This is a genomic window from Photobacterium damselae subsp. damselae (genome assembly GCF_038086725.1).
Classification (GTDB): domain Bacteria; phylum Pseudomonadota; class Gammaproteobacteria; order Enterobacterales; family Vibrionaceae; genus Photobacterium; species Photobacterium damselae.
The window spans coordinates 171,473-188,321 of record NZ_CP146971.1; the positions used below are offsets into that span (position 1 = coordinate 171,473).

Below are 16,849 nucleotides of genomic sequence, written 5' to 3' on the forward strand. Positions count from 1 at the left end.
TACCAGCATTATTGAGGTATATTCTGTCAGTTACTGTGTTGATATATAAAGGCGTAGTATTGCGCCTTTTCCTTTGATTATTAGATGAATAGAACGTTTGATGAACAATCAATTTACTTGGGCTGATGGAAAGAAAATACTCTGTTTGTTTGCCTTATACGCTTTGGTTACTTATGTCGGAGTTCGTTTTCGTGATGTTATCATTGAAACCGATACGGCAATGTTATTGTTACTTCTTAATATTGTAAGTGGTTTTTGGTTAAGAAAACGCATGGCATATGTCATTACGGCAATGAGTATTGTAGCGTTTCATTTTTTTGTACTACCTGAACACAATTCATTTAAATTTCAGAATTATCAGCACATCATTACGTTTGCAGTAATGGCTTTTAGTGGGGTATTTGCGGTTAAGATCACCCAATCGCAACAAAGAGAGCTGCATAAAAATATTGCGCTTCGTTCTGAGCTAAAAAGCAATTATGGTCTTGCTTCTGTCCTTGCTTCACTGAATGAGAGCGTAGAAATTGCCGAAGCTTCAATTCTGCATTTAGCAAGCTGTCGACAAATTAAAGCTCAACTCTGGTTGTTTCAACCTAATTTATATTGCTTAGCTTCTCATGAGAATTTAGAACCGGCCCGTTTTATTGAGCAGGTTGAAACGTACTATCAAAAGGGATGTGACGATATCCAGTCCGTTTCAGCCCATGTGGAATTACATCCGCTATATAGTCAAAACGGTGTGTTTGGTGTACTGGTTGTCGAGTTTTATCAACCTACAACGTTTAATCCTATCTTAAGTACTTTAATCAGTTTGTCGCTGGCTCGTTCAGAAGCCAATCATGCCTTGGCGATGGTTAAAGAAGCTAACCAAATGGAGCAGATGCGTAACACCTTATTAGCTGCAGTATCTCATGATTTGAAAACGCTTTTAGGTTCAATCATCGGGTCAGCTACAACGCTTAATGATCCCAATATCCATTTGCCACCACAGACAAAACAAGAATTATTGCAATCAATTGCTGAAGAAGGGTATAGCTTAAATCGAAGCTTAACTAAGTTACTGGATATCAGTCGCTATAGCATTAAGACTCTTGTGCCAAAATGTGATTGGGTTGAGCCTGAAGAGGTTATTGGCAGTGCAATAAAACGGGTCGAATTACTCTTAAAGCAGCATCCTATTAGCTTAGTAGGCGATACGATGTTAGTCTCATTAGATTACACGTTAATTGAACAAGTTATCGCCAATCTTATTGAAAACGCAGCAAAATACAGTTCTGATAATAGTCCTATAGATATATCAACATGTTATTTAGATGGTGCTTTTGTTTTTTCAATCGCCGATCGGGGCTGTGGAGTCGCTCCTGAAGATTCTCAACGTATATTTGAGCGTTTTTATCGTTCAGAGCATGTAAAAGTGAAAGGTACAGGGTTAGGATTAGCTATCTGTAAATTAATCGTGTCAGCACACAAAGGAACGATATCGGTAGCATCTAGAGAGGGGGGCGGTTCTATTTTTACAGTCCAGATCCCTTGTGAACGGTATGAGTTAACGGATATTTATGAATAGTGATATAAAAATTCTTATTATTGAAGATGAAGCGCCAATTCGTCGTTTCTTAGATATTTTAACTACAGGGCACGGCTACCAAGTAAAAACGGCTGAAACAGCACAAGAGGGCCTGCGACAAATAGCAACCTGGAGCCCTAATTTGATTTTACTCGATTTAGGTCTGCCCGATGCCGATGGACTAGATTTTACCAAAGAATTAAGAACTTGGACTGAAACGCCAATAATTGTGATTTCAGCACGCGATAAAGAAACCGATAAAGTCTTAGCCCTTGATGCTGGAGCCAACGATTACCTAACTAAACCCTTTGGTAGTGAAGAACTGTTGGCTCGTATTCGGGTGGCATTACGGTTAACTTCCCAGACGCCAACCAGTGATGTAACCAGCTATCAGTTTGGTGATGTAACAATGGACTTAGTTATGCAAACTGTAATGCGTGGTGATGAAGCCATTAAGTTAACACCTAAAGAGTATAAGATCTTATTATTGATGGCTAAAAATATGGGGAAAGTGCTTACTCATAAGCAGATATTAAAAGAGGTGTGGGGTGGAAATTATACTGAGCATGCACATTATGTTCGAATTCATATAGCCCAACTTCGACATAAGATTGAGTATTGCCCAGCTCAACCTAAACATATTATTACTGAGAATGGTGTTGGCTATCGCTTAATTGCTGATGACTAAATAGGTAATCTCTTTATAAAAAATTTATATGCACTTAAGTAATACTTACATTATCCATAGATAAAAGTCGCTAGGATGAAATTAATTCATTATAAGGGACATAAACTATGAGTGTTTGGCTTGCAACAAGTGCATCTGTAATTTTCTTTTTAATTATGATGCGTTTTAGTTGTTATCAGAAACCACGCTGGCAACAAGGTATTATTGTTTTTCTCCAAGTTGTCTCAGTATCCACGCTAATTCATTTAGTATTGGAACAGCATCTAACAGATTTTCTCTATGCTAAGTGGTACATCAGTCTGTTTTTTTCGGCCGTTTTTATCTTATCTGCTGTAAAAGATATTTATGAATCTAAACCCGTTGATACTAGTGCAGCTGCACGATAATTGTATTAAGTAACTATTTAATAATATAAAAGAGGTTTGTGATGGGTGGTATTAGTGTTGCTCAATTGCTTATTATTGGCGTTATTTGTGTTCTAGTCTTCGGTACGAAAAAGTTAAGAACCGTTGGCAGTGATTTAGGCTATGCACTAAAAAGCTTTCAAAAAGCTATGCGAGATGAGCCGGAGACGACTCAGGCAACCACGGTTAAAAATGAAGAGACAGTACAGACTCAAACCAGAGTTGAAAATAAAATCGATTAAGTTATTTGTTACCATTGGTTGAGTAAGAGCAGAGTTCAACCAATGGAAATAGAGACTTTGATTGCGATAAAAAAAATCCCGCAGTGAATATCATTGCGGGACAAAATCTGAATGGAAAATCTATCAGCTAGTTAAAGTAGCTGTGATTACCCGAGCATTATATGCCATATCTGTCATCTGTGTTGTGGATATATCCTCAGAAAACCTCTTTGACGTAATAAAAGTTATAGAGTCTCTAACGTTTACATGCTCCGTTATGACATCTTTCTTTACCTGTTAACCATTTCGATACGCGATAGCGATTTTGTGCGAAAAGTAGATAAAGTCTATCCCATAGACTTCGCCATACTTTCCAACGAGTTGGAGCATATAACCAGCCTTTTCCTACACTTTGCCATGCATAATGAAGGGCATTTAAGCCGGTGAGTAATTCGCCGTTTGGTAGGAGAACATGAATAATGTCTGCCGCTTCCTGTTTATCTATAGCTGGATAATCATCAAATTCAGTTGAAAAAATATCGACTAAATGTATTTGCTCACTCTTGTCATAGCGCACCAATTTATTCATTTCTTTTTGACAAAGAGGGCATTGACCATCGTAGAAGATCACAATTGAGTTTGCCATGATTGTTCTCGCTAAACTTAGACGTTCCTGAGTATATATTTCTCATTACAACGAATATAACCTAAGCAATGAAGATATCATTACTTAGATATTGAGAGTATTTAAGTTTTATCATCGCTATCTGGATTTTTGGTTATGTGGTTTAAAAACTTAATTCCGCGCTTTAGTCCTGAGGCTGTGAGAGCCGCATAAAATTTATCAATTTCAGCGAAATACAATCTAACGGCTTCTCGCTCTCGATGATGTTCGGTCATATTTAAAAATAGCAGACACATGGTACCAGTTCTTGAATGAATGATCTGTTCAAGCAAGCGGCAGGTAGCATCTTCTGATAAGCAAAATCCAAGATCGAGCCATAAGCTGGTTAGGGTATGACAAAAAGCCTCATCAATTTGATTATCAATGTCTTCATGGAGTGAAAATTCAAGCGCCAGAGTTTTAACGTGCTTGGTAGCAAGGGCCGCAATCATATTTTCTACATCAAGACTTAATGGCTGGCTAAGGTAGTTAAGTATCTCAGCTTCACTCACCATACTGGCTTTGTTGTGAGCGATTGCTTGCTGTAAAGATGGATCACGGCACGATAAAGTATACGAAGTTATTGAGCGCTGAATAACGTACTCAAAATCATAAAATCGCTGCTCAATATTCAGTAATTTGTTAGCGGTATTTTGTGCTTCACTAAAAAAAGCACGGGTCATCAGACTTAGAGTCAACAGAATCTTAGTATGGTGAATAGCACCTTGAAGACGATCCTGATAGGTGCTGGATTTACTACTGAGCTCAGTAAAGGCTATCATCTCCCTGACAGCCGACTGAATCTGCAATTCTAAACTGATGGTTTCGTTTAGTCTTGTAGACATAAGCGTACTCCTATCCTGCTAGTACACTTTAAGTGTGGAACATGATTGAGTATTTTGCGAGGTTTTCCTTGAAATTGATGATAGGACTACCAAAAATTAACACCATAAATCAGATGCTTGTTACTTATTTTGGTAGTCGTTTCAAACCTGTCTTATTGATGCTTTAACAAATGGTTCCGGCACCAACAGAAATGTCTTGTTCGTTATTGACTGTTGCCTCAATGGCTATTTTTAGCCCTAACACAATGGTATCTAAAGACATGCTAGGTTGATCACCTGCTGGTGCTTGCTCCGGAAGTAAAGGGATATGAATAAAGCCATGTTTTGTGTTTGAGTCACGAAGATAGTGCTGAATACCATAAAATAAATGATTGCAAACAAAGGTTCCTGCGGTATTAGAGACCTGACATGGGATCCCTTGTTGCTGTAAAGCCTGTGTGATGGCTTTTATTGGTAGGGTGCTAAAATAGGCATCGGGTCCCTGTTCAATAACTGGCTGATCCGTTGGTTGGTTTCCATCATTATCTGTAATTCGAAAGTCATCAACATTGATCGCAATTCGTTCTGGAGTTATTGCTGCTCTACCACCGGCTTGGCCAACGGTAATAACAATGTTAGGTTGATGGTACTCAATAGCACTGATAACCGTATCAATAGCTTTAAAACGAGCAACAGGAACTTGGCAAGTAACAACAGTAGCATTAGTAAAAGAGATTGCTTCTAGTTGTTTTACCGCTTCAAGTGCTGGATTTATGCTTGCTCCGCCAAAAGGTTCAAATCCTGTAATTAACACTTTTTTCATCGATCTTCCCTAATAAGTGTTCGTAAACTATGTCTGTGAATAAAAGTTGGGTATAGATTAACGCGAGATAACATGTAGCTTAAAAAAATCATGATGCGTTTATTGCATTGAATCGGCATATTGCACTTATCATAGCGGGTGAGAGTGTAATAGATTTTTGAATTTCTCCCGATCTTATTTTCTAAATCAAATGGCATTACATAAATTCAAGAATAGAAAATGAATTAATATCCAAAAAGCATCTCAAATAGGAATAATTGATAAGGCAACTAACTGTTATAAAAAGAGATATTGTTAAAATTTCCAACAAATAGCAATTGCATTTTAAAGCAAAATAGGTGATATATTATACAGTTTTTACTGATAATAATGGATTATATTTTGCAAGCCGTATCAAACGAAAAAGGATCTACTGGATCAAAGAAAAAACAATGGCAAATACCTGATACCTTTATTCTTATCTTTTTAGTCGGTGTATTCGCAACTGTTCTAACCTACCTCATTCCCGCAGGAAGTTTTACTCAACAAGAAATCAGTTATGTTGTCGATGGTGTTGAAAAAACACGTTCGGTTGTTGACCCTGAGTCATTCAAAGTCGCATTAAACGATCAAGGTGAGCCTGTTTATAATTCAGTCGGCTTTTTTGCCTCTGGTGGTGGCATTGGCTTAATGAACTTTGTCTTTGAGGGCTTGGTTTCTGGCAGTAAATGGGGTTCTGCCATTGGCGTTATCATGTTTATGTTGGTTATTGGCGGTGCGTTCGGCGTTGTGATGCGAACGGGAGCCATTGATAACGGCATTTTGGTTCTTATTGATAAGACAAAGGGCAATGATCGCTTTTTTATTCCAACCTTATTTTTGCTGTTTTCTCTCGGTGGTGCCGTGTTTGGTATGGGAGAAGAGGCGATTGCCTTTGCGATGATCATTGCTCCCTTGATGCTGCGATTAGGCTATGACGGCATTACCACCGTAATGGTGACCTATATTGCGACTCAAATTGGTTTCGCAACATCTTGGATGAATCCGTTCTCAGTCGCAATCGCGCAAGGTATTGCAGGGATTCCGGTTCTTTCTGGTATGGAAGTTCGAATTCCAATGTGGGTTGGTTTCACTCTGCTGGGTATGCTTTATACCATGCGTTATGCGGCGAGAATTAAGAAAAACCCAGAGCTTTCTTACAGTCGCCGTACTGATGCTTCAATGCGAGAGCATAATGCGGAAGTGCAAAAGTCAGATTGGTGTCTTGGCTATACCTTGGTCATTGCAACGGTTGTTTTTACTACAGTATGGGTAGTTTGGGGCGTGGTTGTTCACGCTTGGTATATTCCTGAAATCGCTTCTCAATTTTTCACTATGGGCTTTATTGCAGGCATTATCGGGGTTGTATTCAAACTAAACGGTATGCGCTTAAATGATATCGCTGCGTCATTTAAAGAAGGGGCTGGAACAATGCTTGCTCCTGCTCTATTAGTGGGGTGTGCCAAAGGGGTATTGTTGATCTTGGGTGATGGGTCTGCAACAACGCCAAGTGTTCTCAATAGCATTCTAAATAGTGCCGGCAGTGTAATCAGTGGGATTCCTGATGTGGCTGCTGTTTGGATGATGTATCTGTTCCAATCTATTTTTAATTTCTTTGTAACATCGGGATCTGGCCAAGCTGCGCTAACTATGCCTTTATTAGCTCCTCTTGGTGATATTGCTGGTATTTCTCGTCAAGTGAGTGTTCTTGCATTCCAGTTAGGCGATGGTTTTACCAATGTGATTGTGCCAACTTCCGCGCCGTTAATGGCAACACTTGGTGTATGTCGTATCGACTGGGGTGATTGGGCTCGTTTCTGTTGGCGTTTTATGCTGTTGCTTTTCGTGACGGCCAGCATAGTGGTTATAAGTGCTCATCTCGCAGGCTTTGTATAAGTCATTTAGGGATATTATTGTTCAATTTAAAGGCGTACTAAAGCAGTGCGCCTTTTCAGTTTTAAGGATTTGTTATGGCTCAAACAATATATACAGGGGATACTCTTCAATCTATACCTGTTATATCTCATTTAAATGTGTCTGATTTACCAGCAGGTTGCCATCAGTTTTGGTTTAGTGCATCTTCTAATGCTTTAGCACAAAATAACCTATTGCCAGTATGGGTCTTTAAGGGAGCGAAAAAAGGTAAGCGTTTATGTATTACCGCTGGAGTTCATGGTGATGAATTTAATGGGATATTATCGGCTCAACAATGTATTCGAGAATTACAAGAAAATATTGAAAATATCCAAGGAACTGTTGTTGTCGCTCCTGTTGTTAATTTATCTGGCGTCTTACATCACCATCGAGATTTTTTTAGTTCTGATTTGGATCTCTCTTCGATAAATTTAAACCGCTACTTTCCTGGTAATAAAAATGGGAATGCAGCAGAACAATATTTAGCTGCAATATGGTCTCATTTATTACATCCTAATGCAGATTTAGCCATTGATCTGCATACTCAAACATCTGGAACCTGTTATCCTCTTTACGTTTTTGCTGATTATCGACTGTCTGATGCGGTTACGATGGCTCGATTGATAGAGCCTGATGTGATTTTGGATGATCCTGGTGCAGAAGGGGTATTAGAAACGGTATGGAATCAACATCAAATTCCATCGATTACCATTGAAGTTGGATGTGGTCGTATCACTGAGTTAGAGTTTATTGAACGGGCAGTGAATGGGATTTGGCGAGTATTAGAGCTGTATAATATTGCCGTAACAGAAGAACGAGAAGAACCGATAAGATCAGCATTGATTGAAGGAAAAGAGGTGACTTCAATTCGGGCTCTGACCGGTGGCTTTATTATTCCTCAAGTGACATTATTAGAGAAAGTTGAAGCAGAACAGTTAGTCGCCATTCAATATGATATTTTTGGGCAAGAAGCTCATCGTTATTACGCACCCAAAGAAGGGATTGTACTAAGCTTTAATATTGAATCATTGCGCGAAGTGGGTTCTCTCGTAGTTCGTTTAATTCATTGAACAGTTTATTTAACTACAAGCATTCAATTATTATTGAGTGCTTTTATTTATAATCCATTAATAAATACTATGTTTGTAAATATAGTTAATATTGGATTTAACCATAATAAACGATATCTACATTGGTTTTTATTTTGATAACACTATCAATTAGTTAAGGGTTATTATTCTATTAATATGTTTTATATGGTTTTTTTTATTTACATTAATGATTTCTATATTTAATGAATGATTTATAAAAACATTGATTGAATTAATACTACTTTTTATAGGGTTTTAACCAGGAGTAGGATGAGCCGAAAATAACAAAGATAGATAGGAGCTACTATGGACGTTTCTCGCCGTTCATTCCTAAAGTCGGCTATTGCTACCGCTATTGCAGCAAATGGCCTTACTTTATTTCCACTGGATTATGCCTTTGCCGACGATACCGTTTTGATTCCAAGCGCTTCGCATTGGGGACCATTTTATGCCGTCGTAAAAAAAGGGGTATTAGTTGGTATTCAGCCAAGAAAAGAGATTGATCCTCTTCCTACTGAAATGCTGTTAAAAGGGCTATTAAGTCGTACTTATAATAAAACTCGTATCCAGTATCCAATGGTACGTAAATCGTATTTAGAAAATTTAGGCGGAAACACTAAACCTGAATTACGGGGTAAAGAACCGTTTGTTCGTGTTAGTTGGGAAACCGCTTTGCAATTAACGGCGAATGCGATTTTACATACCATTGAAACGAAAGGTAATCAGGGCATCTTTGACTCATCTTATGATGGTTGGTCTAATACCGGGCTATTACGACCTCCTGTGGTACAAGGTCGCTTTTTTAACTTAATTGGCGGTTGTAGTACAACTATCGGTGACTATTCAGCTGGCGCATCAACGGTTATTCTGCCGCACATTGTTGGTGATATGGAAGTGTATTCACCTCAGACTGCTTGGCCTGTTATTGAGAAAAATACCGAGGTGTTTGTTTTAGTGGGTGCCGATCCGTGGAAAACAAACCGGGTTGAATTCCGAGTTGCAGATCATCAAATGCAAAGTCACTGGCTTGAATGGAAAAAGAAAGGGATCAAATTCATCTCCATTAACCCGCAACGAACCACCACTGATGAAAATTTAGGTAGCGAATGGATCTCAATTACACCAGGAACCGATACTGCGCTATTTAATGCAATGGCTTATCACCTCCATGATAAAAACTTGGTTGATGAAGCGTATGTAAATAAATATACCGTCGGTTACCCTCAGTATGTTGAATATCTATTGGGTACGAAAGACGGTATTCCGAAGACTCCAGAATGGGCGGCAATGATAACAGGGATCAGTGCCGAACAAATCAAACAATTAGCTGAACTCTTTAAGAATAAGAAAACGCAAATTGCTGCTGGCTGGGCATTACAACGTGCCGATCATGGTGAAATGGTTCACTGGGCTATTATCAACTTTGCTGCGATGGCTGGTAAAATTGGTAAACCAGGTGAGGGCTTTGGCTTTAGTTGGCACTACGGTAATGGCGGTATGCCTCAATCAGGTGCGGCTCTACCAGTAACGATTGGTCAAGGTCATAATGCAGTCAGCGCGGGATGTCCGGTGGTGTTACAAGCGGAAATGTTGAAACACCCAGGTAAAGCGTTTACTTATAATGGTCAAACACTGACGTTCCCTGATGTGACTATGATCTATAACTCAGGTAATAACTTATTCTCACACCAGCAAAACCTAAACGCACTATTAGATGCGATGAATAAGAAAGTAGAAACCTATGTCTGTCAGGATACTTGGTGGTGCGCTTCTGCCCGTTATGCCGATATTGTATTGCCAGCAACAACAGCATTAGAGCGAGTTGATATTACCTCTGGCGGTACTTATAGTAATGATAAAGTCTATGCGATGCAGCAGGTGATTGAGCCTTATGGCGAGAGCTTAGATGATTTTGAAATTTTCCGCCGTTTAGCGAAACTGTTTGGGGTTGAGCAGCAGTATACGACAGGTAAAGATATGATGGGCTTGATCAAAGAAGCTTATGCAAACTCTACCGCAGGAAAACTCAAACCGTTCGATCAGTTCTGGAAAGATGGAGTAACTCATTTACCTGTACCTAAATCAGCAGATTATTGGCAGCGTCATGGTGCTTTCTATGATGACCCTAAGAAAAACCCACTTCACACACCGTCAGGAAAAATAGAGCTGTATAGCCAAGCTATTGCGGATATGAATATTTGGGATTGTCCTCCGGTTCCTACCTTCATGCAGCCATTTGAGTATTTAGGTAATGCTGATAAAGGTCAGTTGCATATTTTAAGTCCGCACCCATGGATGCGTTTACACTCACAAATGGCCAATGCTGACACTAATAGTTATGAATGTGTTGATGGGCGACAGTTCTTATTAATCAACGAAGAAGATGCCAAGGCTCAAGGTATTGCTGATGGTGATCTAGTTGAACTTTATAATGGCCGTGGAGCCTTGTTGTGTGGTGCCCGTTTAGCCAAAGATCTTCATCGCGGCGTGGCTTGCTTACATGAAGGCGCATGGATGCAATTGGATAAATTAGGTCGTTGTAATAGCGGTCAAATTAACGTGATCACATCGGATCGTTCTTGTGGTGGTTTAAGCCAAGGAACCAGTGCAAATACGTGCCTTGCATACTATAAAAAGTGTACAAATCCATGTTCACCAAACCAAGCGTATGAGCCACCACACATCGTAGCGGAAAGTGATTGTCAAATGATGATGAGCTTAGCCACCTTGAATATTCCTGAGCGTATTAATAAATTTATGCATTCAAGTGTGTCAAATAAACCGCAACAAAGTATTGGAGAAAAGATCTTTTACGAACGTTGTACCATGTGTCACACCGCACCAGATCCTGCATCACACACTAAAGGACAGTGGGATGGTATTACGCAAAGTATGTTCCCTCGTGCTGGTTTGAATGAACAAGAGAAAAAAGAAGTTTTAGATTTCCTTTATAAACATGCCGCAAAAGCGTAAAGATTTCTAAATAGACCTTAATAACTCGCTATCGCTAATTGGCTATAGCGAGTTTTTTTGTTATCTTGCCGTCCCTTTCTATATTTCTCGAGATACACTATGTCATTTTCTAAGTTGGGATTATCAGATCCTATCGTTCAAGCGGTTACTGAACTGGGCTATAACGAGCCAACCCCAATTCAGAATAAGGCTATTCCTGTGATTCTCTTGGGAAAAGACGTATTAGCTGCTGCGCAAACAGGTACTGGTAAAACCGCCAGCTTTGTACTGCCAATGCTAGAACGTTTTAATGACGGAGTTAAAGTCCGTCCTAAGCGAGTGCGAGGTCTAATTCTTGCGCCAACACGTGAATTGGTCGCTCAAGTTGCAGAAAATATCGAAAAGTACAGTAAGCATCTTAATATTAAAACGTTAGCTATGTTTGGTGGTGTTGAATATAAGCATCAAAAACAGGCATTGATTGAAGGAGTTGATATTTTAGTTGCAACTCCAGGTCGTCTACTGGATATGTGTACTCAACGTGCAATTCACTTGGATGAAGTAGAGACGGTTGTTCTTGATGAAGCTGACCGTATGCTGGACATGGGCTTTATTGAAGCGATCAATAAAGTTATGGATCGTCTGCCATTAGACTGCCAACAATTACTGTTTTCTGCAACCATGACTCGTCAAGTGCGAGAGTTAGCAAGAACTGCGATTGAAAATCCGATTGAATTATCAGAAATTTCAAAAGGTAACGCAGCGGCTTCTAAAATTGAACAATGGTTAGTGACCGTTGATAAAGATATGAAGTCATCGCTACTCAGTCATATGATTAAAGAAAATGATTGGGATCAGGCTCTTATTTTTATTGAGACTAAACATGGTGCCGCTAAGCTTGTTGAACAATTAGCAAAGCGTGATATATACGCAGAAGCTTTCCATAGTGGTCGTAGCCAAGCAGTACGTTCTCAGTTATTAGAAGATTTTAAGTCAGGCCAATTAAAGCTGATGGTAGCAACAGGTGTCGCTGCTCGTGGTATTGATATTGATAACCTAAAACGCGTGATTAACTACGATTTGCCATACCCAGCAGAAGAATATATTCACCGAATTGGTCGTACAGGTCGTGCTGGTGCATCAGGTGAAGCGATTTCATTTGTATCAAAAGACAATTTCAAAAACTTGTGCATGATTGAAAGCCGTTTAGGTCACCTATTAGAACGTCGAGTCGTTGATGGTTTTGAACCACGTAAACCAGTGCCTGTTTCTATTTTGAATTATAAACCTAAACATTTGCGTGACGGTGGAGCTGCGCCAAAAGAAGGTAAAAAAGCGATTCCTCATAACCGAACTCGTCGCCACAATAAACGCAACAAGCCACAAAAAAGCAAGCCTGAATAATAAATAAAACCCATAATGCTACAAGAGCGCATTTAGATTATGAATGCGTTCTTTGTTGATTTCCTATGCATTTTGCCTCTTTTTCTCAATTTTTGTTACTAATTTTATATATTTAGTTGAGACTTTCTGTACAAAGTATTATTTTGCATCTCCATGGAATCTACAGGTAATAAAACCATGGTAAGAGATATCAATAAATTGGATTTAAAAGTACTGCACTTATTTAAAGTGATTGTTGATTGTGGTGGTTTTTCTCAAGCTCAAGAGAAATTAGGAACTCAACAGTCCACAATTAGTACTAATATGGCTAGCCTTGAACGTCAACTGGGTATGACTTTATGTCAACGTGGACGTAAAGGGTTTAAGCTAACTCTTGAAGGAAAGCAGTTTTACCAGTTTGTTGAAACCTTATTTACCCATATCCGTGATTTTGAAGTCAATATTCAAGATCTTCAAATGCAGTCTCAAGGCTATATCCGCTTTGCCATGATCGATTGTGTCGTAACTAATCCAGATTGTTTATTAACCCGAGCTTTAGAACGGTTAAGACAAGAATTTCCTTTAGCAAAAATTGATAGTCGAGTTGAAGATACACTGAAAATTGAAGAACTATTGTTGGCTAAAGAATTGGATGTCGCTATTACCTCATCTGAAATTCGTCGTGATGGATTGGAATATATTGAGATCTTCAGTGAGTACCAATCGTTATATTGTCGTGCTGAGCATCCTATTCTAAAACAAAAACAGCCATTTACTTTAGATTCCCTAAAGCCTTATGCTGTTGTTGATCGTGCTACTGAGCATAAAATTACGCCTGTGAGAGATTTCGGCTGTGAGGTTTTTGCTTACACTTCGAACATGGAAATGACCGCGCTTTTATTACTTTCAAGTGATTACATTGGTCATTTACCCGAGCATTTTGCAGAGCTTTGGGTACAAAGAGGAGAGTTAGTTAAGCTAGATATACCTAATACGGCTTATAAAACGGAATTTCATTTAACACAACGAAAAGGTGTAACTCATCCAGATGCTGTGGCTTATTTAGTTGAACAATTAAAAGATGTACATGCTTTTCGATAATGGCGTATTGTAAATTTATTGCGGATCTTTTTACGCAAAAATAAAAAGAATATCTCGGAAACGTCCGTATTTTAAGTATTATTAACCCGCATTGTTTCGTTCGGAAAGTCATAGGATTCGACTTTTTGAACGATCGTCTTCTGATTTCAGCCTCCTAGCCCGAGGCTATTTTTTTATCTGTTGTATATACAATATCAAACCAAATATGTTCAAATACCATTATTCAAATAATTTGTATGATATTTAAGTTTGGTTTATGGACTCATCAATATTTTTAGCATGCCTCGTCATTTTTACATTAGGTTGCTTCGTTCAAAGCTCAATAGGGTTTGGTATGGGTGTGCTGGTGGGGCCATTTATTTTAGTGTTAGAACCTAAACTTATGCCAAGTGCCGTGATCTTTCTTGGCATGAGCATGTCACTGATTGTTTGGTATCAATATCGTTCTTATTTTGAACCCAGAATGTTGCTCTCTGCATTTATAGGGCGGTTACCGGGAACCGTATTAGCGGCATATATTTTAATGATTGTAACGGCAGATCAGTTGGCTATTATGCTTGGGGTTACGATTTTAATCGCAGTTGTGCTCAGCCTAGGTAAATGGAAACTTTCACCAACTCCCGTCAATATGCTTATTGCTGGCTTTGTTTCTGGTGTGATGGGAACGGCGACTGGAATTGGTGGGCCACCTTTAGCGATTTTGCTACAAAATGAAGAGCCTGAAAAAATCCGTGCGAATTTAGCCGCTTTCTTTGCCATAACCGGAGTTATTTCTCTGATTGCACTGCATCTATCAGGCAACTTCTCTTATCAAGATTTCCATAATAGTGTGTTGTTGTTACCCGCTCCAATTATGGCAACACTACTGGCATATCAAGTTCGACATAAAATAAAGAAACGTCTAGTGCATAACTCGGTATTGATTCTATGTTCTGTCTCTGCTTTTGTTTCTTTATCTCGTGGAATGCATCTGTTTCATTTTTTATGATGAATCACTCCATAGGTTGATGGATAGCACCAATATAGCCTGATTTTTCGAGTTCTTTACGAACATTTGTGACATCTTTGGCGGTAATAATAACGGTGCGTCCTCCTAATCGATTCCTAACAAAAGTGAGCAATTGTGCCAACTGAGCATCACTTAAAACGGTGTCAAAGCTACTCATTGGCATAAAATTAGTGCCTCGATTCATATAACTTGGCATTAATCCGCGAATGGCAACGGCAATGGTATCGTAAGGATCTTTATGCATAATGATGCCATTGTTTAGCAAAGCAGGAGCGATACCCGCACGACCTTTGCCATCAGGGCCATGACACGCGCCACAAGTTTGAGCATAAAGGTTATACATGGCTTCTTCGTGGTTTTGAATATCGAGCGTTTCAATGCCTGTTTTGGTATCAGAAGCAACGTTAAGTGAATCGTCGATTTCATTGATTGTTTGAGTTACAGGTCGGTTGGCTAAATCTCCAAATCCAGGTGGAATAATGGGAACAATATGGGGCTCTATTTCGTTGTATTTATCTCCTGCAATGAGATATTCTGCAATGGCTTCCACATCTTGCCTTGTTAAATGACGGGTACTATTCTTAACCACCTCAGCCATTCCGCCAAATGCAGTACCTTTTTCAGAATGCCCAGTTTTTAAAAAATCGGTAAGAGAAACGATATTCCAGCCTGTTTCATACAGTTGTTCCGCTGTAATATCAGGGGCTTGCCAACCATCGATTAAATTACCTTGAAATAGTTTTTTAGGTTCTAGGGCTTGAGCAATATTTCGTGGTGTATGGCATTCGCTACAATGACCTAACCCCATAGTGAGATATTTGCCTCTTTTCCAGGTAGCAGGACGATAACTTGGATATTCCAGCGGACTTGTATCTAAAAATGCGATATTCCAAGCCAGTAACCCAAGACGAATGTTACTTGGGAAAATCATCTTGTTTTCTGTATTGACCGTATTAACCGAGGCTATAGATTGCAAATAAGTCCAAATGGCTCTGGTGTCTTCTTCTGTAACGTATTGATAAGATGAGTAGGGCATAGCAGGATAAAGATAGCCATTTTTCCCTTTCCCTTTATGCAGAGAATCGTAAAAGTCTTGATAGGTATAATCACCGATACCGTAATCGGGGTGGGTTGAAATATTGGTTGAATATAAAGTTCCAAATGGGGTAACAAAGCCGAGTCCACCACCAAAAGGCTGTCCGCCTTCACTAGTATGACAGGCGATACAATCTCCTGCTAGAGCAAGATACCGACCTTTTGCAATCAAGTCTGGATCAAGTGATTGTTTTCTTTCAATGTGTAGTTTGTTTTCATATTTAACGTAGGCTGCAATGGCTGAAATTTCAAGTGGGTTAAGTTGACTTTGGAATGCAGGCATCACGTTGTTTAAGCCTTGGCGGATAGTATGCTTTATTTCATCAATAGAGCCTCCATGCAGCCATATATTATCGGCTAAATTTGGAGCTCCTAATATCGGATTTCCTTGTGCTTTTTCACCATGGCAAGCAACACAATTTTCAGTGTAAATTGCCGAACCTAACTCAAAATTAACTTCTGGGGCGTTAACTACGCGTTCAGGTTCTAATGAGGCAATATATTGGGAAACATGGGTAATTTGTTCTGATGTTAAAATATTCTCCCAACCTGCCATTACACCGTTACGTCCCTGCTTAATGGAGTGTAATATGTCCTGATCCGTACCGCCATAGAGCCAATAATTATCAAGAAGATTAGGAAAATGCTTTTGTCCTTGACCTTGATCGCCATGGCAAGCGGCACAATGAGTCTGAAATAAAGATTGGCCCGTGTTTACGATGGTTGCATTTTGACTTAATGCCTCAAGTGGGGAAGCGGCGCTAAGTTTAGCCTCCTGATATTGTGCTTCTAGAGTAGTTTGTGATGGTACAGTTGCTTGGCTGGTTGAACTCCAATGCATAAGACCAGGCCAGTTACCAAGACCTGGATAGAGAACAAAATATCCCAATGTCAGGATGATAGAGATTAAGTACGCAACAAATAAGAGTTTAGGAACCGCACCATCATTTTCTTGAATACCATCGAACGTATCTAGGGTTCTATGCGGATCGGAACTGGCACGTTTTTGCCAATAGAACAGAATAACTCCGACCATGATAGCGAGAAATAATACGGTTAAAGCGATTACCCAAGTATTCCAAAACGCATTCATGA

At 39.3% G+C, this 16,849-nt stretch carries 14 protein-coding genes; 10 read left to right on the forward strand and 4 right to left on the reverse strand.

Going from position 1 to position 16,849, the window contains the following annotated elements:
- The first annotated feature begins 100 nt into the window (after positions 1-100).
- The 4 genes from WAX86_RS15535 (at position 101) to tatA (ending at position 2,901) form a co-directional block, all read left to right on the forward strand.
- Positions 101-1,567 (forward strand): ATP-binding protein, encoded by a 1,467-nt coding sequence (locus WAX86_RS15535; protein WP_341489634.1) that lies wholly within the window; start codon positions 101-103, stop codon positions 1,565-1,567.
- Complete coding sequence (locus WAX86_RS15540) at positions 1,560-2,255, forward strand: response regulator (protein ID WP_069530441.1); 696 nt, start codon at positions 1,560-1,562, stop codon at positions 2,253-2,255. Before WAX86_RS15535 ends, WAX86_RS15540 begins: the two co-directional genes overlap by 8 nt.
- 107 nt (positions 2,256-2,362) lie before the next feature.
- Positions 2,363-2,641: a hypothetical protein gene (locus tag WAX86_RS15545; RefSeq protein ID WP_036765492.1), complete on the forward strand. Its 279-nt coding sequence runs from the start codon at positions 2,363-2,365 to the stop codon at positions 2,639-2,641.
- A 41-nt stretch (positions 2,642-2,682) separates the two neighbouring features.
- Positions 2,683-2,901, forward strand: a complete 219-nt coding sequence (gene tatA, locus WAX86_RS15550; protein ID WP_036765495.1) for a twin-arginine translocase TatA/TatE family subunit — start codon at positions 2,683-2,685, stop codon at positions 2,899-2,901.
- 235 nt (positions 2,902-3,136) lie between these two features.
- Here the strand turns inward: tatA and WAX86_RS15555 are convergent, their stop codons facing one another.
- The 3 genes from WAX86_RS15555 to pcp all read right to left on the reverse strand — a co-directional run bounded on the left by WAX86_RS15555 (position 3,137) and on the right by pcp (position 5,191).
- Positions 3,137-3,526, reverse strand: a complete 390-nt coding sequence (locus WAX86_RS15555) for a thiol-disulfide oxidoreductase DCC family protein (RefSeq protein ID WP_068968676.1) — start codon at positions 3,524-3,526, stop codon at positions 3,137-3,139.
- A 101-nt stretch (positions 3,527-3,627) separates the two neighbouring features.
- A complete protein-coding gene (locus tag WAX86_RS15560) occupies positions 3,628-4,389 on the reverse strand; it encodes a hypothetical protein (RefSeq protein WP_115060476.1) in 762 nt (253 codons plus the stop codon).
- Between the two features lie 163 nt (positions 4,390-4,552).
- Positions 4,553-5,191 (reverse strand): pyroglutamyl-peptidase I, encoded by a 639-nt coding sequence (gene pcp, locus WAX86_RS15565; protein ID WP_237030446.1) that lies wholly within the window; start codon positions 5,189-5,191, stop codon positions 4,553-4,555.
- Between the two features lie 369 nt (positions 5,192-5,560).
- Between pcp and yfcC the strand changes: the two genes are divergently transcribed.
- The 6 genes from yfcC to WAX86_RS15595 all read left to right on the forward strand — a co-directional run bounded on the left by yfcC (position 5,561) and on the right by WAX86_RS15595 (position 14,638).
- The gene (gene yfcC, locus WAX86_RS15570; RefSeq protein WP_080551764.1) at positions 5,561-7,105 is read left to right on the forward strand and encodes a putative basic amino acid antiporter YfcC; all 1,545 of its coding nucleotides are present in this window, start codon (positions 5,561-5,563) and stop codon (positions 7,103-7,105) included.
- A gap of 74 nt (positions 7,106-7,179) precedes the next feature.
- Positions 7,180-8,193 carry a succinylglutamate desuccinylase/aspartoacylase family protein gene (locus tag WAX86_RS15575; protein WP_107200354.1) on the forward strand — a complete coding sequence of 338 codons (1,014 nt, stop codon included), beginning with the start codon at positions 7,180-7,182 and terminating at the stop codon, positions 8,191-8,193.
- 327 nt (positions 8,194-8,520) lie between these two features.
- Complete coding sequence (locus WAX86_RS15580; RefSeq protein ID WP_341489635.1) at positions 8,521-11,187, forward strand: molybdopterin-dependent oxidoreductase; 2,667 nt, start codon at positions 8,521-8,523, stop codon at positions 11,185-11,187.
- A gap of 99 nt (positions 11,188-11,286) precedes the next feature.
- Positions 11,287-12,570 (forward strand): DEAD/DEAH box helicase, encoded by a 1,284-nt coding sequence (locus WAX86_RS15585; protein WP_065171395.1) that lies wholly within the window; start codon positions 11,287-11,289, stop codon positions 12,568-12,570.
- A gap of 177 nt (positions 12,571-12,747) precedes the next feature.
- Entirely contained in the window at positions 12,748-13,650 is a 903-nt protein-coding gene (locus WAX86_RS15590) for a LysR family transcriptional regulator (RefSeq protein ID WP_238070845.1), read from the forward strand.
- 256 nt (positions 13,651-13,906) lie between these two features.
- Entirely contained in the window at positions 13,907-14,638 is a 732-nt protein-coding gene (locus WAX86_RS15595) for a sulfite exporter TauE/SafE family protein (RefSeq protein ID WP_065171397.1), read from the forward strand.
- Between the two features lie 4 nt (positions 14,639-14,642).
- On the opposite strand, the gene ccoP is transcribed toward WAX86_RS15595, so the two are convergent.
- Positions 14,643-16,847: a cytochrome-c oxidase, cbb3-type subunit III gene (gene ccoP / locus WAX86_RS15600; RefSeq protein WP_138241512.1), complete on the reverse strand. Its 2,205-nt coding sequence runs from the start codon at positions 16,845-16,847 to the stop codon at positions 14,643-14,645.
- Between the last annotated feature and the right edge of the window lie 2 nt (positions 16,848-16,849).